This is a genomic window from Thermoproteus uzoniensis 768-20, assembly GCF_000193375.1.
Classification (GTDB): domain Archaea; phylum Thermoproteota; class Thermoprotei; order Thermoproteales; family Thermoproteaceae; genus Thermoproteus; species Thermoproteus uzoniensis_A.
On the sequence record NC_015315.1, the window covers coordinates 1 to 22,195 of the forward strand.

Below are 22,195 nucleotides of genomic sequence, written 5' to 3' on the forward strand. Positions count from 1 at the left end.
GGCGCCTCTCCGCGCCTCCGCAGGCGGCCGGCGCGTCTGAGGTCCGCCGCAGAGCCCCTCCCCGGCGCCGCGTCGGCTAGTTGCGGATAGGACGCCTCGCGGGGACTCTCCCCAACGGAGCCTCGGCTCGGCGCCTTGAGCGGCCCGCCGCCTAGGCCTTGGCAGACGACATTTTAAATACCCGCCTCAGAACGTATATGCCAGCGCTCTGCCTCGCACGACGCGGCGGGGCCTCCGCAGAGGCCGAGAGGAGGCCAACGCCGGAGGGAGTAGGCGGAGCCGCGAGGGCGGCCGCGCGCCCGGCGGAGGTCGGCGTAGGGTCGGGAGCGGCAGTCCGCAACGGCAGACAAAGCGCAGAGACGTCCGCAAGACGTCTAGGCACCGAGGTCCGCGCGGGGGAGCGGCCGAGCCCAAACGGCGGTCCAGCAGTCTGGGAAGCAGGTCCGGAGGCGCCTACGCTCGCGGTCGGCGGCCTGCCCAGATCGGCCCAGCATTCGGGGGACGCCGGCAGGAAGGCGGCGGAGTCTAGATATCCCGGCGCGGCTGGCTTAGGGAGAGAAGGGGCCTGCCTGCGGCGCACAAAGCCGGTCGCTGCGCCGTGACGCGGCTGGAAGAGTACGAGGCGTTGGTGGAGCGGTCGAGGAGGTTCTACGAATCGGCAACAGCACAGCTGGAGAGAGGCTTCTACGACCTAGCGGCCTTCAGCCTGGAGCAAAGCCTTCAGCTGTACCTAAAGGCGATGTTGCTGAAGCTCGGCGCCGACTATCCGAGGACCCACAGCGTTAGGAGACTGCTGGAAATGATACATAGACTGACAGGGGATGCAGAGCTGCAGGAGGCCGCGCTCCGGCTAAGCGTCGAGCTCAGCCTCTTGGAAGACGCCTACATAACCGCGAGATACGTCCCCAAGGAATTCACAAAGGAGGAGGTAGAAAGACTTAAAAAAGCCGTCGACGAGGTGAGGAGTGTCGTCGGACGAGCTGTTGATAGAAGAGGCCAAGAGGAGGATAGAGGCACATAACAACCTGCCGCGGTATTTGGAAATAGTGCTGTCCACGGCGAGGGAAATCGACCCGGAGTCCGAGGTCTACATATTCGGCAGCGTGGCCGAAGGCAGAAGCCTCCCGTCCAGCGACATAGACATCTTGATAGTCACCGAAAAAGACGCCGCAGAGATCTTGCCAAAGCTCTGGGAAAGAGGCGTGAAGACGCCCTTCGAAATACACGTCGTCAAGAAAAACGCCCTCGAGATCTACAGAAGGAAAACAAAGCTGATAAAAGCCGAAGACTACCTCGCAACCAGCAAAATCCCTCTCGCGCCTTCCTAAGCTTGGCGCATACGCAGACCCCCGCGTTGCCCTACCGCGGAGCCGGACCGCCGCCCCAGCCGCCTGGACGCCGCCGAGCCGAGTCTCCGCCCCCTCACCCAAGTCGACGAACCCCATAGAAGACGCCGGGACGCGCCGCCGTGAGGCCACGCGGCTAAGGAATACTCGTCGGGAGAAGCCCCAAATCGGCCAAAAACTCCAACAGCCTCTTCACATTCACCCCGACGGGAACCCCCTCGTTGACGAGGACGAGGTCGGGGCTCTCCGGCTCCTCGTACGGGTCGTCGACGCCGGTGAAGTTCTTGATCTCGCCGGCCAAGGCCCTCTTGTAGAGGCCCTTCGGGTCGCGCCTCATCGCCTCCGCGAGGGATACCTTGACGTAGATTTCGAAGAAAGGCGCCTCCTCCTCCACTATCTTCCTCACCTCGGCCCTCACGTCCCTGTAGGGAGAGACAAAAGCCGCGAAGACGACGACGCCGTTCCTCGCCAAGAGGCGCGCCACCCACGCCGCCCGCAGAAGATGGCGGCGCCGGTCCTCCCTAGAGAAGCCCGCGTCGGTGTTTATCGTGGAGCGCACCCAGTCCCCATCCAGCACCTCCGCCCTCACCCCCGCCTCCCTCACCCGCGCCGCCGCCAGCTGGGCGATCGTCGTCTTGCCAGCCGCCGGCAGGCCAGTCAGCCAAACCACGAAGCCCCTCTCGAGACACCTCATAACACAGACTCGAGAAACCGCGCTACGTCCAAGGCGTGCATATCCCGCTTCCTCGCGTCCCCCCAAGTGGCGGCATAGAACCCGTTAAAGCTGTGGAGCGAGTCGTCAGGGCCCCGGTCGTTCCCCTCAAGCCACGGCGACCCGTAGCCCACAGTCTGCACCGGCCGGACACGGACCGAGTCGAAATACACCATAAGGTCGGGGAAGTCCCCCCTCACCGACCGGTACAGCTCCCCAGGCTCGTAAACCGCGTTCAGGATGTAACCCCACGGCGCCTTGAGAGAGCGGAGCCTCCTCCTAAGCTCCCTCTTCAGATCATCCGCCTCCTCCCTAGAGACGACGCCTTGAGGCCGGTCCACCGTGTTGAAAAACAGCCGCGCGTAGTAGCCGCCCCACGCCACCACCTTCGTCCGCCCCCAGTCGACGACGGACTCCACGTCGGCCCCCCTAGAAGGCTCCGACTTAAAGGAGAGGAGCCCCCACTCAGCCAGAAGCTCGTTAAGAGCCAGCACGCCCCGCTGCGCCTGGTTCCCGTGATCCGAGATTACGAGAAACTCCACGTCCCGCGGCAGGCGCTTCCTCAAACGCCCAAAAAGCTCGTCGACTAGCCTGTAGAGGCGCGGGATTTTGTCCTCGTGGGGGTTGCCCGGCGTGTAGAGCGGGTGCTCCGGATCCCAAAACTTCTGAAACAAGTGGTGAACGCGGTCAGTCCCAATCTCGTGCAAGACGAAGACATCCCACCCCACCGCCTCCACAAGCCTCTCCGCCACCGCGAAGCGGAGCTCCACCATCTCCACCAGCGCCTTGAAGGCCTCCTCCTTCCGGTCAGTGCGGTACTCCACGTCGAACACGTACCCCGGAAACATCTCCATAACCCCCGGCGGATACGCCCACGGCCGCCCCCGAGGCGTCAAGAAGTCCGAAATCCAGACCCCGTACTCCCTCGGCGGATACCCCGGCGGCAGGCCCACCACGACAGACCGGAGACCCCTCCGCTCCCAGACGTACTGCTCCCCAAGGTCGCGAGACGTCACGACGTACCCCTCGTACGACCCACGCCGCATGTGGCGGAAGCCGTAGATGCCGAGCTCCCCCGGGTCGCGCCCAGTAAACATGGAAGCCCACGCCGGCACCGTAATGGGCGGGTCCACAGCCCGCATAACCCCCCACGAGCCCGAGTCAGCCACCTCCCCAATATTCGGAAGCTCATCCCCCAACCGCTCAAACACCTCAAACGGCATCCCATCAAGCGCCAGTATGAAAACCCTAGCCACGCCCCCAAAAACGACTAATTAAAAAACATAGACGCACTCAGGTACCCCAACGCCTCCAGCCTCCCCTAATGCGCCGAGCCCCTCCGGCGTCAGCACCGCCGACGGCGACCCCGACATCCATCCAACCGCCAAACCCCCAACACACCGCAAACTCAGACACAGCGAAACCCCCGAATCAACTCCAACTTCCTATAAAGCTCCAGGAATAGACACAGTGTAGCGACCCACAACCAAAAACAAAACCCCAATACCTTAGTTAATCTATAAAAACACCCCAACTACACCACGGAGTGCCTGCGTCGAAATAGACGACAAGCTGTACTCTGCGTTGTTAAAAGAGGCCCAGACACGCGGCGAGACCCCCCAGCAGACGCTCAAGAGAATACTAGAGCTATACTTCGGATACGGCGAAGAAGAGGAAAAAGAGGTGCTCCGCCGCCTCAGAGACCTCGGATATGCCTAAACCAAACATCGTCCTCATCGTCCTAGACACGCTCAGAGAAGACCACGCACAGGGCCTCGAGCCACTCACCCAGCTGGGCTTCGTCAAATACGAAAACGTCTACGCACCAGCCCCCTGGACGTTGCCAAGCCACGCCTCCATGTTCACAGGTCTCTACCCCTCAGAACACGGAATACACGAAAGAAGAGGGACTTACGGCGTTGATCTAGCCGCGCTTTCGCGGATAAGAATGGCAAAATTAGACGGAGGCATTCTAGGCGAGCTTAAGGCAGCCGGATACACCACCTATCTGATATCGGCAAACCCCATTATCTCTCAAGATTTCGGCTTCAATGCCGATGTCCAATATTTGGTAGATCCGGTTACAACAAAAACCATGACTGTTGTATATACAAAATACGACTACATGTTCGCTAAACATGGATCCAAGCTAAAGGTAGCTTTGGAGCTCCTGAGAGAATCGAAATACGGCATGGCGCTGGAAGCCGCCAAGCTATACCTAGAAAGGAGATTACGCCTTATCTACAGATTGCCAAGATATCTCTCCGAGAGATACGTGATGAAGAAGGGAGGCGACACCATCATAAGGCTAGTCAACCACCTCAAGCCACAGGAGCCCTACTTTTTATGCATCAACGTCATGGAGGCGCACAGTCCATACACCCGTAAAGATCTCGTAGGTCGCCGACAGTTAAGCTATGTCGGCGAGTGGCTCGCTACCGGCCAGGTAAATCCCAAGGCGTTGGAGCTATGGCGGAACTACCCCCTACACGCCCAAGAGGCTACTAAGATCGCCATAGAAATCGTCCACCAGATAAAGCAGAAGGGAAACTGGGACAACACCCTCGTAATCATCACATCAGATCACGGAGAACTCCTCGGCGATGGCGGACTAGGCCACATATATTCCCTCCTCGATGGAAACCTACGAGTACCTCTATACGTCAAATACCCCGGAAAATCCAAAAAGCAGAGAGGACTACTTTCACTAACAGAAATACCACGAATAATCGATCCAAACATAGATGAGATAGGGCGTTCTGTAGTTTTTGCAGAAACGCACGGAATCGGCGACCCTGAGCCCTTCGGAAAATGGAAGCGCTACATAAATAGCCGCCATTACCACCACAAGATCAGAGTAATATCAGCTAAACGAGACTTCATCTACAACAAAACGGAAGACAAAGTAGAGAAAGTGTTCAGAGAGTATACACGAGATATTGGAAAACCAGAAATACTGTAACCAAACCCTATACCTACTATAGAATCTCTCTAGCCGATGGATAAGGTCTTTTACAAACTCCTAGCTAAAACACGATATACCGGAGGCCCCTCCGCTCCCAGACGTACTGCTTCCCAACGCCGCATGTGCCGTAAACACACAAAAGCAAATTAAACAAAAAACACCATCAACCACACCAACCCAAATGCCCTGCATCAGACATAGACGATAAAGCTATATGATACCCTCTAACGAGAAGCGCGGCGAAACCTCCCAGCAATACCTAAAAATGATACTCTAACTCTACTTCGGATACGGCGAAGAAGAAAAAAGGTACTCCGCAGACCCAGATAACTCGGAGGAGAGTCATGAGGCTTTACTGAATGCGGTCATGTCCATGTCCTGCCTTTACTTTAATATGTTTGTGTATATTGGTTACTGCGATGAGCTTTTGAAGCCAGTTAATGTTCCGTGTGAGCCCATTGCGCTCACCATGGCTAGGGTTGAACCGATCAAGGGCATTCACGACCTCACAACCGCCTTCGCTAAGGTGGCCAGTAAGTATCCTCAGTGGAGGTTGAGGATTATTGATCCGGTGATCGACAGGGAGTACTTCAGCAAGTTAGTGAATTTAGTTAATGAGTTGGGCTTAGTGGTAGAGTTGAAACTTATCGGCTCCATCAACAATTCTTATCTGGCTGAGGGGTGCTCGAGGGCTTCGATCTATGCGCTTCCGTAGCACAGGGAGGTTCTAGTATAGCCATATTGATGCGGATGTGGAGGTTTTGGAGAGGCCCTCCCCAAAGCCATCCGCCGAGGACTACGTGAACGCCTGACTTCTGGAGGCGTTGGTGGAGGCTGGCCTCGCCCTTGAGTACCTAAGACGAGGCCTGGTGAGGAACGCCGCGGGGAACAGTTTTTGCGTATTTTCTTCCTGCTGTGGATGCCCGTCCTTCTGCTAGCTGGCGTATTATCTGGGGGATCTCGGTGAGCGAGAGGAGCCCCTGTATCTTTAGTGGGAACGTGGCGGCGAGAGGTACGAGTGCCTGTTCGTCGTCTGGTGGGAATCCGTGGAATACTCCCTCTTTTAGCTACTCGCCGTGATCTGAGGTGGCTATTACGTGTGCTTCTTGGGCTAGTTTTTCGTCGAAGCTGGCGGCGGCCTCAGCGGCATAAGCGGCGTGTCGTGGGTATGCGGCGTGCCATATCTCGTGGGCCTATGTGGGGGGCTGTACTCAGCATTTGGCTTGGTCTACGATTTTGGGTATTAGGTAAGAAAACTCAATCCAGTTCTCTGCTTTGGTGTAGAGGCTGTGGGCTTCCATATGATGAGGTAGGGTTCCTCTCTGGGTTTCTCTATTTTTCTGTGTCCTTTATCTGTTGGTGGGGCGGGGGTGGGCCTGCCGGAGATCTGCCCGGGCCGCGTCCCGACGCCTCTAGGAGGGGATCTGCTAGAGGAAATCCATGTCGGCAAGCAGCTCAGTCGCCGGCTCAAACGCCTCGCCAACGCCGTGTTTAAGGAGTATTCACACCACCAAGAGGCGAAGGCGTTATTAGACAGGTGTGTGATACATGCCAATTTAGCTTGGCCCTTAAGAAGATGGGGGTATAGAAAGGGGGGTTGTATGTAATACTAAAGCACCGCAAGTCGGGAGTGGCAATCGACGGTAAGTCTGCCACACCCTGCAACTACACACTCATAGTACAGGCAGGGCCCTTCTTAACCATAACCTTTCTTCTCTTCACTATCCCAGCTGTGATCACATAAAAGAGAATACTCTTGAGCAAGATTAATATAGGTAGGCCAATTATCCCGGCTACCATTTGCTGATAAGATCCACAATTCTCTGTCAGTTTCTCCGTTAATATCACGAGAATAGCATATGTTACTAATGGGAATAATATAGATAACCCCAGATACATTGTAAGGAACACTATCGCTATTACTGTTAAAGGTACTATCAGGAGAGCCGAAAGGTAGTCTTTATTAACCAATAGTGAACTACAATTACTATAATACCATTTAATTCTCTTGTAAATAAACGTTACATCAAATTTCTCATACAAGTGTCGTATATCTTTGACAAGCACCTTATCTATGTGATAATGCCTTAGCAAATTTCTATGCAACGTTGCTAGGTTAGCAGGTCCTAGATTGTCTAATAGTGAGAGATCGGGTCTACGTACTTTAGCTTCCCTAAGCAGGTTATTTCTCTGCCAAATATAAAGAGTATTGACGAAACCATAAGTTCTATTAAAATGTAAACCGCCTCTGATTGTAGAGAGGAGCTGTTGACCGTAGAATAAGCTTCGACAACATCTCGATATTATACCTTTTGATAGAAAGGAGACAAAATATCCCTTGTTGAGAAGCGGTGTTACAGCCTCCATGAACTCTCTCTCCAATACATCATCCGCATCCAGGAAGAAGACATAATCTCCTCGAGCTCTTTCCAAGCCGCTTAGCATTGCAATGCCAACCCCCTTCCTAGACCCCTTCACCCACTCCACATCTACATCTGAAGATCTCAAGACTTCAACGCATTTCTGAACAAATACTTCATACTCAGGATCACTATCATCAACTATTATTACCTCAAAAACCTCCTTGAATCTCTGTACCGAGATGCTCTTGCACACCTCTAGTATGTTGTAAGTTTCATTCCTCACAGGCAAAATTATCGAAAGCAATTTAGACATTATGGATATCTGATTAAGCCTTATTTAAATTTACACATTGTGAGGCGTAGATATAAGCGGCCTGCGGAGAACCGCGGGGGTTGTTAACTACTTGAGTTTGTGAAGTCTTTCTTGAGGCCGCAGATTCTAGAAAGTTCACGTTGAGTAGAGCCGGGTTGCTAGGCGGACAGTGGGCGTGGTTGCCCGGGGATTTATGTGTAAGTTGCTCGCATGTCCCCGCCCTTGCCAACGCCGCGGTGGCTTGAATCTTATTAGTATGAGGGGTTAGGAGAGGACCGGGTTGACAGGTTGTAAGGCGTTCTCTAGCATAGACCTGACTTACTGTAGTGGTGGTTTTAGAGGATTAACAACGCCCCCGGCCGATCAGCCTTCTTTCTAAGCCCTTGTCGTAAGTGAAGGGGGACACCGAGTCTATATTATATACAGAGCTTAAAAGTCGTTGGGATCCCGGCAACTCTCCAGGGCGAGCCGGGCGCTTGAGGGTATGCGTTGCTGTGTATTTGATAGCGGCTTTGGGAGCGCCGGCGCGTGTTAGGGCGTGGTAGGTCCTGGCGGTGGCGTCATCTCTGCGGATGGTTAGGTAGGGGTTTGCGGTGTAAATGTATATGCCTGGCTCTTTAGCTGGCCGAGTATTCTGTGGTTGCGTCGACTAGGTGATGTGAGGAGTAGAGGCGTGTGAACATGGATAATATGTGGCTTGGCGGTGTCCAGGTGGGGGGAGGGGGGTGACGGCGGTGACGGTGGTCAAGCCTTGTCTCTTGGCTTCGTGGTAGAGGGGCTGTGCGTGATCTGTGCGGAGGGTGTCAGCTTACCCCTTATTCCAGTTAATAGCACTATTTACCAACACCACCTTATCGTAGCAACTATTCAACTTTGCTATTGGCTATTAAAGAAAGAAGCGATGTGACAAAAGCTCTATAACTATAACACTTCCAACTTCAACCTTCTTATAAAAACACCGTGTACTTGCCTATATGAGCATCAATATCAGTAGCTATTCCCTTTGCCAAAGGCAAGATAACCTTGTTAACAACATTAATTGTTAACATTAAGAACATACTCCAATAAAAATAAACATAAATGTACTCTTTAACGTAATAGATATATAAGAATCCAATTATTTGTTCCATATGGTTTAATAACATTGCCCATATTAAATACTACATTTGTTAAAATATCGAATGACGCGTCTGTAGCTCTGGTTATTACATATTCTGGTATCATTTTACATAAATTATTACTATACATATGAGGACTTCTAGACTTTATTATGCCATTTAAGTATGTAAGGTTATAGAAATTATAAAAGGGCTCCGTGAAAATTATACATTCTTTACTTATATTTAATAGTATTAATGCACTGGAGATTTCATAACCTGGCTGATTCGGAGAATCGACAATACCTAATGTATTCATACCCAACATACCTTTTTCAGTTAATTTACTTAAACCTGAATATATATAATTTATAGTTTCAGCTTCATGTACGTAAACTTCTGAAGACATGAGATGAATCCTATTATAAACTATTCCAAAAATACCATATAAAGTTACAGTTATAATGACTATGATGCCAATTAGCGGTCTTCTAAATTTGGAGAGTTGTTTACGTGAAAGGCTTTCGTGGCGAATCATATTATGATTATATATATAAGGATATATTGCTAAAAATGTAGCAAGAACCCAAAAGGGTCTAAAAAATAAGTCGCTTAGTATGGATGGAATTATTAAGGGTAACAATGAGAGTGTCCCATAGGTTAATATAGTAAAGATATTTGCTAAATTTATTAATGAGTTATCCTTAAGCGATCTAATAAAATGTAAAATTAATACAGAAAATATATAAAATGAAGTGATGCTAAAACTGATAACGAGTAGAGTTGTTTCCCAAGGGGTTAAGACAGATTGAGCCACTGATAGCTTCGTTTCAAAAGATTCCATGGAAGACTTGTATAATAGCATAAAAATGTTCTGAAGCAAATTAACTATTTCATGGGTCACTGTAATTGCAATATATAATGAGTATGATATAAAAATCATTAAATAAACTATATAAAACTTTACATATCTATTGAACATTTCTTTATTACGATTTGATGAAAATACGAAACTATAAAAGAGGTAGATACTAAGAAGTAGGAGCATTGTAATAGGTTCTTGAGAATGCCCTACTACTATAGCGATAGAAAGAACGATAAGTAAGAAAAATGACTGAGCATCTCCCTTGTTAAGATAGATTACATATAAAACATATATCAATAAAAATATCAAGCTCCTTATCACATTGGAATACACAAAATATAAAAAAATAACAATATTAATAAAACTCAGAGATGGTATATGCACAAAAAGGTCTAACGTCTTATCTCTATTTTTCTTCAATATCAATATTGTTATAGTTATATTGATGAAATATGCTACGTACATAACCACGGGCACACTATATGCCAATATCTCTGGTGCTAGTGATGTAACCGTCGATAGCATTGCTTGTATAATGAATGAAGTCGGATATAGAACATAATTAGGTCTTACAATAAGAAGTAAATTATCATTAAAAGGATAGTGTCCATTTTCAATAATCTTATTAACAACAGCATTCATGTAATTTAGATCTTCATTTGCAGCGATCCATAACGGTGAAAGTATAAAGAAATATGAGAGCCATAATGCGATACTCCAGCCAACAAAAGCAAACAGTAAAGCATTTAAATTCCTTATATATGTCATTATAGCTATTGTAAACATAAATAAGATTATAGATGAAAAAATTATTATATAATTACTAGTAATTTGACCACTTATAAAGCCTGATAACGATAATATTATAAGTAATGCGAGAAGAATCCTTTTCTTACTGCTCATATTAGTTACCAATGAATAACATTATAATAATAGCTGAGCAACATGTTTATAACTTTTTCAATGCTATGATATCTCTCTATGAACTCTAAACCTGATAGATTAGCAGGTTCACTAATAATTCTATCAAAACATTTACCTAGTTCTGATGAATCATTGATGCTACATACAGGCACTTCAGAGCTATAAACAGCCTTAGTCCTAACATTTAACCTTGACATAATGACATGATTCAATGTTGCAAGAGCTTCTAGTTCCGTTAAGCTTAATATGCCCAGCTTAAATTGTCCAATAACAACATTACTATCAAGATATAACGAAAGAAGATCATATCTATTTTGGAGTGGAAGGACTTTAAATTTAATGTTTTTATTTTTAGTTAAATGCTTATAAGTTGGCAAGACTCTATTAATGAAGGCATCAACGGTTTCTGGCCATACTATATGAGTAATATGAATATAAAAATCGATATTTTTTACTGCTTCAGACAACATTTCATAGAATAATTGGAGATTTTTATGCTCATCAAGTCTAGTGGGTATTAATACTTTGATTAAACCTTTTTCAATATTATGTTTTTTATTATAGATAATATTCTCAATTTTATTTTTTATGAAAAGTATATAGTAAGGGTCTACTACATTGGGAAGCCACATACATGGTAATTCCAAGGCTTCGCAATACGTTATCAAATCTGGTGTCGATACAAGAAAGGTATTATAAATATACCTTAAGAACTTTGCTTTTGAACTACTTAAATTTCTAAGATCAGTTCCATGAAACTCAAATGCTAACTTTATTTTCTTTTTATAAAGTTTTTCGAGAAACCAAAGAAATAAATGATCCCTTAAAGCTGAACCTATATGCAAATGAGCAATAAGGAACTTTTCTCTACTAAAGTATTTAAACTTGTGAGCAAGTTTATTAATGTAAACTAGACCTGTACCTTTAATAGGAATTAATCTAACATTAAGCGGATTTCCATTATATCTTGAGCCATAAAAGATCTTGGCAAACTTAGAATTGACTATATCCTCAGGTAATAGATTAATACTCTCAAAACCTTTGGACATTAATGCATAGGTGAGAAAATAAGGAACATTGGCTACATACCCCACCTGAGCTATTATTAAATCATCATATCTCTTCATAATCAATCAATTAATTCTAATGCATCTTTAAGTCTTTTTCCATATGAAACTAGATTAAAAATTTTGCGCACTTGTGGATATATTTCCTTATTTGTAATATCTCGATAATGGATAATATTATCTATTATGTCCTTTAATGTCTTTACAAGGTGATTCACCTGTGGATTAAAAGTTGGTATATTGATACCTTTGGTTAATAAATCATTAATGTTTCCCCTATTACTTGCCACGGTTATTACGCCAGACATCAGTGCCTCTAAGGTATTGATCTCCAAAGAATCTAGGAGGGAAGGATTGACAAATATATCGATAATATTATATGCATAGTGAATGAAAGTGTGAGGTATTTTGTTAACGATAAATATTCGCCTAACCACATCTTCCTCTATTCCAGATAGAAAATTAACTAAATTATCCATTTCACGTCCTATAATAATTAAAACTATATTATAATAAAACCTTGCTAGATATTGAAAGGATTTAACCAGTAATTCAACATTTTTCCATGTTGGTTTACCACTTCCTATATACCCTATAAATAGATATTCTTTTGAAAGCATAGAATATAAAGTATTTCTATCGTTGTTCATTAAATTGTTTGATAAAAATTTAAGAAATTCCTCGGTTACCTCATCTTTGCTTCTAAACCTGAATTTGTTTTCATCTATTCCAAATCCTATATATTTGCATTTTTCCTCTAAACCAAGTAGCTTACAACCCTCAAGGTAAACGCCCCTCGATGCAAGTATGCCGTCTATCTCCTTTCTAACTATCGATGTATAGATTGGCCATATGAAGGTATTATACAAAGTATATTTTCTAGACTTTAATATGTGCGGAAGACATTTAGTTACGAAGAAAAGGGGATCTTTGGCATGTCCGTAGGTTTCAGTATAGGAGTTTGAATAGGGGCAAATTTCTGTATGAAGAGGACACGTTAAATCGTTACCTCCAGGCTCCCAGAAGATTTTTATATTTTTATTTGTTTGATATTTATTTTTAAACTTTACAAAATAAAAAGTACTTATAGAGTCAACAGTAATTATGTAATCAGAACTCCTCATAATTCTCCCTACAACATTTAGATCTGATATTTTACCTAGAAAATTTAATGAAAATGGTCTATATACTTTTGAAGGTATATTAAGAATTTTGATATTATCAATAATGTTGTATTCAAACTGTGAACAGTCAATACACATATTTAAAATTTCAACGTCTAACCCCGCATATTGAAGAGCCTTAGCACTATTAAAGAGAACTGTAAAATGTCCCCCAGCCCAGGAGCTTGGTCTTCCCCCAAAAATTGCTAATTTAATTGACTTCATTACTATTTTCCTCGCATTGGAATATTAGATAATATAATAATAAATAAGTTTTAGCGACATTATTCCATGTAGGTATCAGGCATGTATCAATAGCATATCTTATTTTAAATATTGAAATAATCTTATCTTTCAGCTTTTTATAGAACTCATAGGAATTAATTTTTAATAATAAACTAGTAAGACCTATTGCACTTAAATAATCAATAATCCTAATTCGCTCCAACATTTGTTGCCACCACAAGCGTTCCACATGCCAGCGTAAAGGGCCTCTTCCCGAGTATGAGGTTACCACTGTCAGGTCTGCAACGTTATAGAGTAGAGGTAATTTAACCTGCTTTACGTAGCCCAGGAACCTCACGTTGTTCTCGAGTCCAAGGCTTTTTAACTATTGCCTCAATATACTACCTGTAGCTTCTAGGGCCCAAACCTGCCGGCTACTAGGAGAGTTATATCCTCCCCATACACCCTCTTCACTATTGCAAGTGCTTTTATAAGCATATGGGTACCTCTTCTCGGCCCATGATTTACGTAAAGCAAGGCCTTGTCATTGAGTCTAACTCTAAACACCTCCCCTACCACGGCTATAGGCCTAAACAAGTCCTTACTAATACCATTCAAGGTAGACAAAACTCTGTGGCTCGGCACACCAGCGTCTACTAGCTCCCTCTCTGTACTATGAGAACAAAGGGTCTTTAGTCCTAACATTTTAAGCTTTGTAATGCTTGGTATTTTTAAGGTCTTTAGGAGGCTTCTGCGGGGGTAGCAATATTACTTCATGGCGTAAACTTGTAAAAGCCTTTGTTAAGTCAAGGGCTACATTACCTACACCACCTCTAAAGAAAGGAGCTGTATGTGCTATTTTCATAAGTTATTCCATCAAGTTCTCATATATGTTTTTAAAAATTAGTCCTATACGTTTTAGTGAATAATTCCTCTCAACATAATCTCTTGCTGTTTCCTTTCTTCGATATATCTCATACTTATTCTCCACAATATGCTCTAGTGTCTTTGTCAATTCATGTATATATGGCTTAACAAGAAAGCCTACATCAGATGTCACGATTTCATTCACAGGCGGCATATCAAAAGCTACAACGGGCGTTCCGACAGCCATAGCCTCTATTAAAACTAGTCCAAAGGCTTCTACAAAACTGGGGTGTATAAGTATATCTATTGCTGAGAGATATCTAGGCATCTCTGATTCATCTACTTGCCCTATGAATCTAACTACTGATGAAAGTTCTGACCGGGAAACAATGCTATATAAATATTTTGCGTAAAGATCCTTAGTATATTGAAAATGAAAACCAGGTTTTCTCGGACCGATTACAATTAGTTTTAATTTTTTTAGCAAACGTTTATCCATTTTTGACAATGAATATAGCAACACATGCAAACCCTTGTGAGGAGTTAGCCTACCTACGAAACCTGCTACAACCTCGGCTCCGTCTCCTAGCTTCTCGCGCAAATCCTTTGAATAAGTTGGTTTATAGAACTCTGTATTTACAAAGTTAGGGACTTTGATTACTCGATCACATATATTGGGTATGTGGCGACAGAGTACATTTTTTTGTAGCTCACTTACAGAAGTCAGTAGTTTAGCTCTGGGCATTAATAACTTAGCAAGCTGTATTCTTAATAAGGCATCTATCTCCCACCTCAATCTGGCGTATGTTGAAATAAATGGATAATGATACATGTACTCCCTTATCCAAGGATAATGCTCAAATTCTGTAATCACTAAAGGTGTATTTCTGTAATCTCCTTTAATAACGTTGTAGAAATAAACTGAGTGCACCACACATTCGCGCTGGCATAACTTGTTAACAAATGTGTATGCACGACTTGAAAAGATAGGCATTTTAGTGAAATAGAATAGCGATCCGCCTGGGATAGGCGGCGTCACGTAGTGAACTATTACACCGTCAATCTCAATGAATCTGCCAATATGTTTATTGCTAGTAGTTGTTGACACTACATACGTCTCTATATTGTTTTTAGATAAAAATCTTGCCAACTCCCATGTCAATTTCTCTATGGCACCACCTTTGACCGGTGGAATAGGCTCTCGAGGTCCTAATATTATGACTCTCATCGGCTCAAAACCCTAAGGTACACCTTTCTAATTCTTTCTGTTATAGAATACCAACTGTATCTCCTAATAGCCATAACTCTTGCGTTTATACCCATTCTATCTCTGAGATCACCATTCTCAACAACTACCTTGAGTTTTTCAGCAAGATCTTTCCAGCTCCCTTTTTCAAATAGTAATCCATTGAAGCCGTTCTGAATCACATCAACTATGCCCCCAGCTTCAGACCCTATAACGGGTATCCCGCTTGCCATTGCCTCTAGTAAAACTAATGGAAAAGCTTCTGCAAATGATGGTAGTACGAGGCAACAAGCGTTCGAGTATAGGATTCTAAGTGTCTCTCTGTCTACCGAACCCGTGAACAGCACCTTTTCTCCTAGTTTTCTACGCGAGTATTCAATGAGCGTTTTGGCGTAGTCAGATACCCCGCTTGAGTTGAATCTACCAGTTAGAGGCCCAGCTATGACGAGCTTTATACCCAAATGGGAATTTTCAGAGATCATCGTTTCAAACGCCTTCAATAATATGTGAACGCCTTTGATGGGTGTAACTCTACCGACAAACAACACATATTCTCTTTCCGTTAGTCTAAGCTTCTCCAAGACTCCACCACCTGGTAGACCCGGTTTGAAGAAATCCGTGTCAACACCGTTTGGTATCTCGTAAACTTTTGGTCCTGGCACCCTAGCCTTCATGACAATTGCGTTGAGCATTGTCTTATTAAGTGCTATGACAGCATCAGCCTTCCTCATTGTGTAGCCCTCCGCATATCTCACGACATACTCTCCGAAATGGACCTTGTCCTCAGGCCATAGCGGGTTATGACAAGTATATATAAGTTTTGGCTTTTTATCAAGGTTCCTCAATATGATACTTGTCGATATTGCGAACCCAGCCCAAGCGGTATTAGCATGCACGATATCTACATCCATCATTTTAAGACTCTTAGCTGAGTATAATCCAAATAAGAACTCTTTAGCAACATTTCTTTTAGGAAAATTATGTAAGATTCGAACAGGAATTCTAGCTATCGGAACACCACTAGCGTAGTCCATGATAGAAATGTTCTTGTCTATGGAATCCACAACAAACGCCTCAACACCTAGCAGTCTAAGATGCTTAGCTAATTGGAAAACATACTCTTCAACGGCCCCTCCAGCCTTTGGGGGTACTGGTACGAGACCAGAAGAGATTAATGCCACCTTCATCGTTATTTTCGTAGTAGCCTCCAATAAGAGAGCCTCATGATACTGACTTCCTGGTCGTAACTGCTATCTTTACCACGGGATAGACTCTCCTCTCTGAACATATGTAGTATAGGGTTGTTGGGTGTATACACGCAATCCCATCCGTTAAGAATCAGTTGAATGCCCACATATTGCTCATTGCCAGGAGCTCTTCTCAGCTTTGGATGCTCAGGGAATTCCGCATTCTCTATGGCCTCCTTCCTAAAAGCCATATTTACTCCTCTAAATGGTAGAGAGTAGCATTCTCTGCTTGGTATGCATGATCCGTGCTTGACATGGAGGTTACGATCGAGGTATACGCCGCACCAATATTTACTTAACCACGGAATAGGTTTTTCCAAAACTGGTCTTAACAATGTTCTATACAGCCTTATATGTGGCTTATCATCTGGCGTGGGTAATAGTTTAAGTCGTTGGATATCCAGATATATGTCCCTACTAGAAATACACCCTATTTTATCTCCATAAGATTTAAATAATACACTATATCGCTTTAGCCAGCCAGATAAGGCTATAGCGTCGTCGTCTGTGAATACAACTATGTCGCCAGTGGCCGCCCTTCGCCCCATGTTTAACGCATGTGTAAAGTAGCCAACCCTCTGTTCTAACACTATGCAATTTAGGTTAAGGACGGTACACACCTTCTCAACGCCATTAACTTCTACATTCTTTACCACTATAACCACCTCATGAGGCTTAATTGACTGGTTAGCGAGACTACGAAGAAGAGTACCCAGCCTTCCTAGACTTGTTGACGGTACAACTACTGAAATCTTCATAGCCAATTTCTTAACCCTCCTTAGTTTGCTTTCCAATGATTTCAATATATCTCTTAGCTATCTTAGGCTTACTGCTTAGTACTTTCATCGCTAAGCATTCCCTCGTAGAGCTTCACGTACCCCTAGCCACCAAGTCCTTCTATGATGGGTAGACCAAAGTACATAGCCTCCCGTAAGAATTCCTCCGGTGTGAGCCTAATTAGGTTAACATTGGCTTGGTGGTTCAACCTTAACAACCCTAGTAGCCACCATAACCTCACCACTATACCTAGGCAGATACTTACTCAAGTTATCGATCACCGTCTTAAACCCACCAACCTCGTAGTAACCGAGTCTTATCAATACCCTTATCATAGCCACTAGAAATGAATAGAATCAAACTTAGTGTAGTAGCAATATATTAGTCTCTTCGTAAGAAAGTGGAAGACTGTGTTCATCTCGTTTACTGCCCTGAGTACGTTCTCTGTTTTCTTTAGGTAGCCGATCATGACCTCTTCGAGATGCCGAGGTGTTTCAGGTCTTTCAGTTCGCCACTGCTTAAGTTGTTCGATCACCCTGACCTTGAAGCCCTCGTTGACTAGCCTATCCACTATATGGCTACCTATGAACCCAGCCCCGCCAGTGACTAGGGTTATCTCGCCCATTCTATTACCCACATGAGTAAATGCTTAACAGTTTACTCACTATCTCGTCCCAAGTAAGCACGGACTTCCTGCCCTCAGCCCCTAACCTTCTGCCTAATTCTCTGTCCTGCGCCAGTGTTACTATTGCCTCCGCAAGTGCCGTCGAATCTCTGGGGGGTACAAGGAGTCCATTTATCATGTGCTTCACCCTGTACGGTATTTCGCCCACTGCTGAGGCTATTACTGGCTTCCTCCTTGCCCAAGCTTCAGTTATGGCTAGTGAGAAGACTTCAACGTAGTTACTTACGCTGGGTAGGACTAAGGCTATTGATGTGTCAAGGGCTCCGATTTTAATGTCTTCATCTACAAATCCTGTAAATAAGACTTTATCACTAATACCAAGCTTATTTGCTAATTCTCTATATGGTCTTTGGTCGCCTGGTCCAATTATGACTGCTTTCAGGTTGGGTTCTTCCTTGGTGGCTATTGCTAGGGCCTTTATGAGTATGTCAATGCCCTTCAGCTTGTGTAGTCTTCCTACGTAGACTATGAGAGGGTCTTGTATATCGTATTTACGCCTAAATTCCTCAGCCATGTTTGGTTTTCCAAGGAGTTCTTCATCGATACCATCGGGTATGTACTCCGTCTTTATGCTATACTTACTCCTTAATATTTCCATGTCCCTGAAGCTTTTAACAAGCCTAACGTCGCTGGCCTCAATAGCCTTCTTGACGTTCCGCTTGCCATAGCGTGGTGCCAGTAGCCTAATTAGCCTACTTGGGTGGTCGTTAAACGCATCAACAGCCATGAAATGAACTACGGTCCTTGCGCCAAGTCTCTTAGCCTCCTCAATCATTTTCACCGTGAATAGGCTGTTTTGGCTATGTCCATGAACAATGTCGGCATTCCTCAAAATGCCCCCAGGCACCTCTAGCGGATAGGTTAGGTCTGGGTAGCCAAATCTAGTAGACTTAACCCTATGAATGTACACGCCGTTTATCACTTCCTCCCTGGGTCTATTCCCGGCTCCGTATTGGCTCGTTATTACGTGAGCCTCATGTCCTCGCCTAGCCATGCCCTCGGCTAAAGCCCTAACCACATTCTCCAAGCCGCCAACTACAGGCCAATAGTGATGAGCTATATGAATTATTTTCATGAGTAGTTAAATTTAGAAGGGTGTATAAGTATGTACATGTCTCCCGGTTGTTTATATATCTTATACCCCATTTTACTTAGCTTCCTAATGGCTCTTCTTTCATCATCATTATGGACTTCGAAGAAGATTATAGGTTTGAACTTTTCTATCGTTTTTACTGCTCCCGCTATGATTTTACCTCCCGCACCTTCAACATCTAGTTTAATTAGATCAACAGTATCTAATTTTAATACATTAACAAGTTCATCTAGTTTTATGAGGTATATATTTTTATTCTCTATCATTATTCTACCGGATTGGTCCGAGAGCCCTATATTTAGGCATAAAATATTATTCTTAACATTATTTATAGTCACGTTGTAAAGTAGATACCTGTACTCGGTTGGTGATGGCTCTACTGCTACTACGAGAATCTTTCTATTAAACTTAGTGCTGAGTAATGCGTAATAACCATCACTAGCTGATCCAACATCTATGAAAACCTTAGCCGACTTTACGGCTTCTTTGAAATAATCTCTCCATTGAGGCTCTACAAGTCCAAACATGATGGTAATGGGCCTAGCACCAGAGGCATAGCCGTGCTTAGGTAGCACTAGTTTAAAGCCCATAATAGTTGGTATAACAATATGATCTCCCGGCACTAACCCCGTTAGCATTCTTGATAATGCCCGTAAGAATAGGTATATGAACATTGACCCTCTATATAAGAAAACTCTTGGAAGCCTCATAATAACCTATACCTCATAATTATTTATAATTCTTTATTAATGTTCCTATCATTTCACTGTAGCAATCTGTATATAAAGTTCCTCATACCTAGTCAGTATCTTATTCCACACATATCTCTGAGCCCATTCCCTAGCCTGGGCACCAAGTTTCCTCCTAAGATCATCATTGGCTAGTAGCGTAGCTATGGCCTTTCCATACTTCTCAGGTTTGGGCTCTGCCCATAGGCTCGCCACATTTGGCGGTGCGGCCTCTGCCTGTCCTCCGTTTCCTGTTATTACTGATGGTGTTCCGTGAATTCCAGCTTCGAGTAGTGTTATTCCGAATGGTTCATATAGTGATGGTAGGGTGTAGACCGTATTTTCCATGTATAGCTTATGTTTCATTTCCTCATCTACCTTGCCCATGTACCGCGTGTCTATGCCGTGCCTCTCAGCGTAGTTTAGTATGTCGGGGATTAAGCCTTCGTCCGGACCTGCCAGGATTAACCTGGCGCTCCTCACTTCCCTAATTATGTAGTTCATTGCTCTGATGAGTAGGGTTATGTTTTTTGACTTGCTTATCCTGCCCAGGTAGAGGACTTGGTGCTCGGCCTTGGCGTCGCTATTAATATCACATTTATCTTCCTCAACGCCGTTTGGTATCACCTCGATCTTCCCCTCATCAAGACCTAGCCTCTTGGCGATGTTTGCTTCGTGTCTTGTTAGTGCTATGTACTTGTCGTAGGCCTTCAGGTATTTCCTGCCGAACGTGTCCACTAGTCTGTGGTATGCCCAGGTGATTACGCCTAGTTGGTTGAGTTTGTGGAATGGCGCATGTCCGTGTAGTATAGCTTTGAATCCCATGTCTCTCCTTAGCTTCGCTATTTGGAATACGTGTGGGTGTCTCCAGACGTGCACGTGGACTATGTCTGGTTTTAGTGACTTTATGACTTGGGGTAGATCTGGGCTGTATGAGCCGTGGCTCCAAGTTATGGTTGGTCTGAGTCTGATTACTCTGACGCCGTTTACCACCTCCTCCCTGGGCAGTGAGCCTATGCCGCCTATCCTAAGCCTATTGTAAGTCACCACGTAGACTTCATGGCCTCTGCCAGCCACATGTTCGGCTATGTGCTTGACAACGTCCTCAACGCCGCCGATCACAGGGTAGTAGAAGGGCGCTACGTGGACTATCCTCATGCCATGCCGCTTGGGTTGATCACGGCGTGGTGGACGCTGACGTTGTCGCGTGGATCGACGCGTCGGCCGTAGCGTGTTCGAGGGCGATTAGTCTCCAATTCACGGTGTGATGTCTGCCTGATTAATTGCGGAGGGCCTAGGGTTGTTTGGGATTGTCGCCGGGATGGAGGCGAGCGCGTATTCTCTATCATGATAGTTTGAGCGCTGGACTGAGGTCATTGACGATGTCTCTACCTCTTCTAGATCCCGCCCGTAGGGAGTCTTGTCTTCTTTTTTCCAAGTTATTTCTTTTGTCCAGAGGTTTCTTATCGCCGCGGCAATGAGGTATATCTGCATGGCTGTCCAAGTCCTGTAGGGGGTATACGCCAGTAGGGCCAGCCCCAACGCCGCCAGCGCCCAGCCGGGGGGCCCGGCCGCTATTGCCGCCGCAAAGGCCGCCGGCAGTAGCCAGGGGTTGACTAAGTGGAGGTAGGCCTCGGCGTAGAGCACAGGCTTGAACCGCGCCGGCGTTTTCAGCCTAAGCGAGGCGGCGAAGCTCTGTATGAGGTGTTGTGCCCTCCTCACTCTCCACCTCCAGTACCGCCTCGGCACTAGCTCGACGCAGTGGAGATCTTCTGCGGCTATGGCTCTGTACCCGAACGCCGCTATGAGGACGGCTGTGTGGCTGTCGTCTGCGCCGAGGTGGGTGGGGAAGCCGCCGATCTTCTCCAACAGCTCTTTCCTGTAGGCGGCGAGCTCGCCGTGGAATATGGGGGTGGACCACTTCTTGCTTTCGGCGAGACGCAGTACGTTGTAGTAGTCGCGGTATGTGGCCTCTACGCCTCTGCCGCCTGCGGGCCTCTTGAGGCAGGTGACGGCTCCAACTGAGGAGTCGGCGAGCCACCTCACTGCTTTTCTCAAGGTCTGGGGGTCGGGCCAGTGGGAGTCTGCGTCGGTGATCACGACGACGTCTCCTCTGGCGTGCCTCAGAGCTAGGTTGAGGGCGTGTGCCTTTCCGTTTCTCTGGGGCTCTCTCAACACCTCCACGGGGGCCCCCTTCCGCCTGGCCCAGCGCTCTGCCTTTTCGGGGGTGCCGTCTGTGGAGGCCGAGTCGACGACTATTATCTGGAGCCTGTCTGGGGGATAGTCCTGTCTGGCAATGTCTTCTAGCTTGGCCTCGATGAGGGGGGCCTCGTTGTATGTGGGGATGACGATGGTGATGGTGGGGGTGTGGTTTTCCCGCGGCTCGACGCCCCAAGGCCTTCTGAGCCACCTCCTGGCATATATGTAGTAGACGAGGGGGAACCCGAAGTGGGTTGCGGCGAGCGCCAGCGCAGGGCCTAACACGGGCCGGCCTTAGATCGCGCCTCTCGCC

22 protein-coding genes and 1 pseudogene are annotated in these 22,195 nt (G+C 45.8%); 6 read left to right on the plus strand and 17 right to left on the minus strand.

Annotation, left to right across the window (positions count from 1 at the left end; all coding sequences use genetic code 11):
- Positions 1-598 precede the first annotated feature (598 nt).
- Positions 599-1,021, plus strand: coding sequence for a HEPN domain-containing protein (locus tag TUZN_RS00010; RefSeq protein ID WP_013678845.1), 423 nt, complete (start codon positions 599-601; stop codon positions 1,019-1,021).
- On the plus strand, positions 966-1,328 hold the full coding sequence (locus tag TUZN_RS00015) for a nucleotidyltransferase domain-containing protein (RefSeq protein WP_052885964.1): 363 nt from the start codon (positions 966-968) through the stop codon (positions 1,326-1,328). The genes TUZN_RS00010 and TUZN_RS00015 overlap by 56 nt, the downstream gene beginning before the upstream one ends.
- A gap of 154 nt (positions 1,329-1,482) precedes the next feature.
- Here the strand turns inward: TUZN_RS00015 and cysC are convergent, their stop codons facing one another.
- Positions 1,483-2,040 carry an adenylyl-sulfate kinase gene (gene cysC / locus TUZN_RS00020; RefSeq protein WP_013678847.1) on the minus strand — a complete coding sequence of 186 codons (558 nt, stop codon included), beginning with the start codon at positions 2,038-2,040 and terminating at the stop codon, positions 1,483-1,485.
- The gene (locus TUZN_RS00025) at positions 2,037-3,314 is read right to left on the minus strand and encodes an alkaline phosphatase family protein (RefSeq protein ID WP_013678848.1); all 1,278 of its coding nucleotides are present in this window, start codon (positions 3,312-3,314) and stop codon (positions 2,037-2,039) included. Before TUZN_RS00025 ends, cysC begins: the two co-directional genes overlap by 4 nt.
- Before the next feature lie 304 nt (positions 3,315-3,618).
- Here TUZN_RS00025 and TUZN_RS11645 point away from each other — a divergent pair, with 304 nt between their 5' ends.
- The 4 genes and pseudogenes from TUZN_RS11645 to TUZN_RS11650 all read left to right on the plus strand — a co-directional run.
- Positions 3,619-3,777, plus strand: a complete 159-nt coding sequence (locus TUZN_RS11645; protein ID WP_272941293.1) for a hypothetical protein — start codon at positions 3,619-3,621, stop codon at positions 3,775-3,777.
- Complete coding sequence (locus TUZN_RS00030; protein WP_013678850.1) at positions 3,770-5,020, plus strand: sulfatase-like hydrolase/transferase; 1,251 nt, start codon at positions 3,770-3,772, stop codon at positions 5,018-5,020. The genes TUZN_RS11645 and TUZN_RS00030 overlap by 8 nt, the downstream gene beginning before the upstream one ends.
- Before the next feature lie 376 nt (positions 5,021-5,396).
- Positions 5,397-5,738, plus strand: coding sequence for a glycosyltransferase (locus tag TUZN_RS00035; RefSeq protein WP_202795129.1), 342 nt, complete (start codon positions 5,397-5,399; stop codon positions 5,736-5,738).
- 25 nt (positions 5,739-5,763) lie between these two features.
- Positions 5,764-5,919, plus strand: a pseudogene (locus tag TUZN_RS11650) (PaREP1 family protein); the annotation flags it as partial.
- A 769-nt stretch (positions 5,920-6,688) separates the two neighbouring features.
- On the opposite strand, the gene TUZN_RS00040 reads toward TUZN_RS11650, so the two are convergent.
- The 15 genes from TUZN_RS00040 to TUZN_RS00090 all read right to left on the minus strand — a co-directional run bounded on the left by TUZN_RS00040 (position 6,689) and on the right by TUZN_RS00090 (position 22,167).
- Positions 6,689-7,699 (minus strand): glycosyltransferase family 2 protein, encoded by a 1,011-nt coding sequence (locus tag TUZN_RS00040; RefSeq protein WP_013678851.1) that lies wholly within the window; start codon positions 7,697-7,699, stop codon positions 6,689-6,691.
- Positions 7,700-8,788: 1,089 nt separating this feature from the next.
- On the minus strand, positions 8,789-10,564 hold the full coding sequence (locus tag TUZN_RS10885) for a hypothetical protein (protein WP_013678852.1): 1,776 nt from the start codon (positions 10,562-10,564) through the stop codon (positions 8,789-8,791).
- 5 nt (positions 10,565-10,569) lie between these two features.
- Entirely contained in the window at positions 10,570-11,712 is a 1,143-nt protein-coding gene (locus TUZN_RS10890) for a glycosyltransferase (RefSeq protein WP_013678853.1), read from the minus strand.
- A gap of 2 nt (positions 11,713-11,714) precedes the next feature.
- Entirely contained in the window at positions 11,715-13,040 is a 1,326-nt protein-coding gene (locus TUZN_RS10895; RefSeq protein WP_013678854.1) for a glycosyltransferase, read from the minus strand.
- On the minus strand, positions 13,027-13,398 hold the full coding sequence (locus tag TUZN_RS10900) for a hypothetical protein (RefSeq protein ID WP_148678524.1): 372 nt from the start codon (positions 13,396-13,398) through the stop codon (positions 13,027-13,029). Before TUZN_RS10900 ends, TUZN_RS10895 begins: the two co-directional genes overlap by 14 nt.
- A gap of 56 nt (positions 13,399-13,454) precedes the next feature.
- On the minus strand, positions 13,455-13,619 hold the full coding sequence (locus tag TUZN_RS11170; RefSeq protein ID WP_158305060.1) for a hypothetical protein: 165 nt from the start codon (positions 13,617-13,619) through the stop codon (positions 13,455-13,457).
- Positions 13,620-13,908: 289 nt separating this feature from the next.
- A complete protein-coding gene (locus TUZN_RS10905; RefSeq protein ID WP_013678857.1) occupies positions 13,909-15,135 on the minus strand; it encodes a glycosyltransferase family 4 protein in 1,227 nt (408 codons plus the stop codon).
- The gene (locus TUZN_RS00060; protein WP_013678858.1) at positions 15,132-16,340 is read right to left on the minus strand and encodes a glycosyltransferase family 4 protein; all 1,209 of its coding nucleotides are present in this window, start codon (positions 16,338-16,340) and stop codon (positions 15,132-15,134) included. The genes TUZN_RS10905 and TUZN_RS00060 overlap by 4 nt, the downstream gene beginning before the upstream one ends.
- Before the next feature lie 2 nt (positions 16,341-16,342).
- Positions 16,343-17,158: a glycosyltransferase family 2 protein gene (locus TUZN_RS00065; RefSeq protein WP_148678525.1), complete on the minus strand. Its 816-nt coding sequence runs from the start codon at positions 17,156-17,158 to the stop codon at positions 16,343-16,345.
- A 204-nt stretch (positions 17,159-17,362) separates the two neighbouring features.
- Complete coding sequence (locus TUZN_RS11175; protein WP_158305061.1) at positions 17,363-17,512, minus strand: hypothetical protein; 150 nt, start codon at positions 17,510-17,512, stop codon at positions 17,363-17,365.
- Between the two features lie 5 nt (positions 17,513-17,517).
- Positions 17,518-17,802: an NAD-dependent epimerase/dehydratase family protein gene (locus TUZN_RS00070; protein ID WP_013678860.1), complete on the minus strand. Its 285-nt coding sequence runs from the start codon at positions 17,800-17,802 to the stop codon at positions 17,518-17,520.
- 4 nt (positions 17,803-17,806) lie between these two features.
- Positions 17,807-18,937, minus strand: coding sequence for a glycosyltransferase family 4 protein (locus tag TUZN_RS00075; protein WP_013678861.1), 1,131 nt, complete (start codon positions 18,935-18,937; stop codon positions 17,807-17,809).
- Entirely contained in the window at positions 18,934-19,665 is a 732-nt protein-coding gene (locus TUZN_RS00080) for an FkbM family methyltransferase (protein WP_148678526.1), read from the minus strand. Before TUZN_RS00080 ends, TUZN_RS00075 begins: the two co-directional genes overlap by 4 nt.
- A 48-nt stretch (positions 19,666-19,713) precedes the next feature.
- On the minus strand, positions 19,714-20,841 hold the full coding sequence (locus TUZN_RS00085) for a glycosyltransferase family 4 protein (RefSeq protein ID WP_013678863.1): 1,128 nt from the start codon (positions 20,839-20,841) through the stop codon (positions 19,714-19,716).
- Between the two features lie 99 nt (positions 20,842-20,940).
- On the minus strand, positions 20,941-22,167 hold the full coding sequence (locus TUZN_RS00090; protein ID WP_013678864.1) for a glycosyltransferase family 2 protein: 1,227 nt from the start codon (positions 22,165-22,167) through the stop codon (positions 20,941-20,943).
- Between the last annotated feature and the right edge of the window lie 28 nt (positions 22,168-22,195).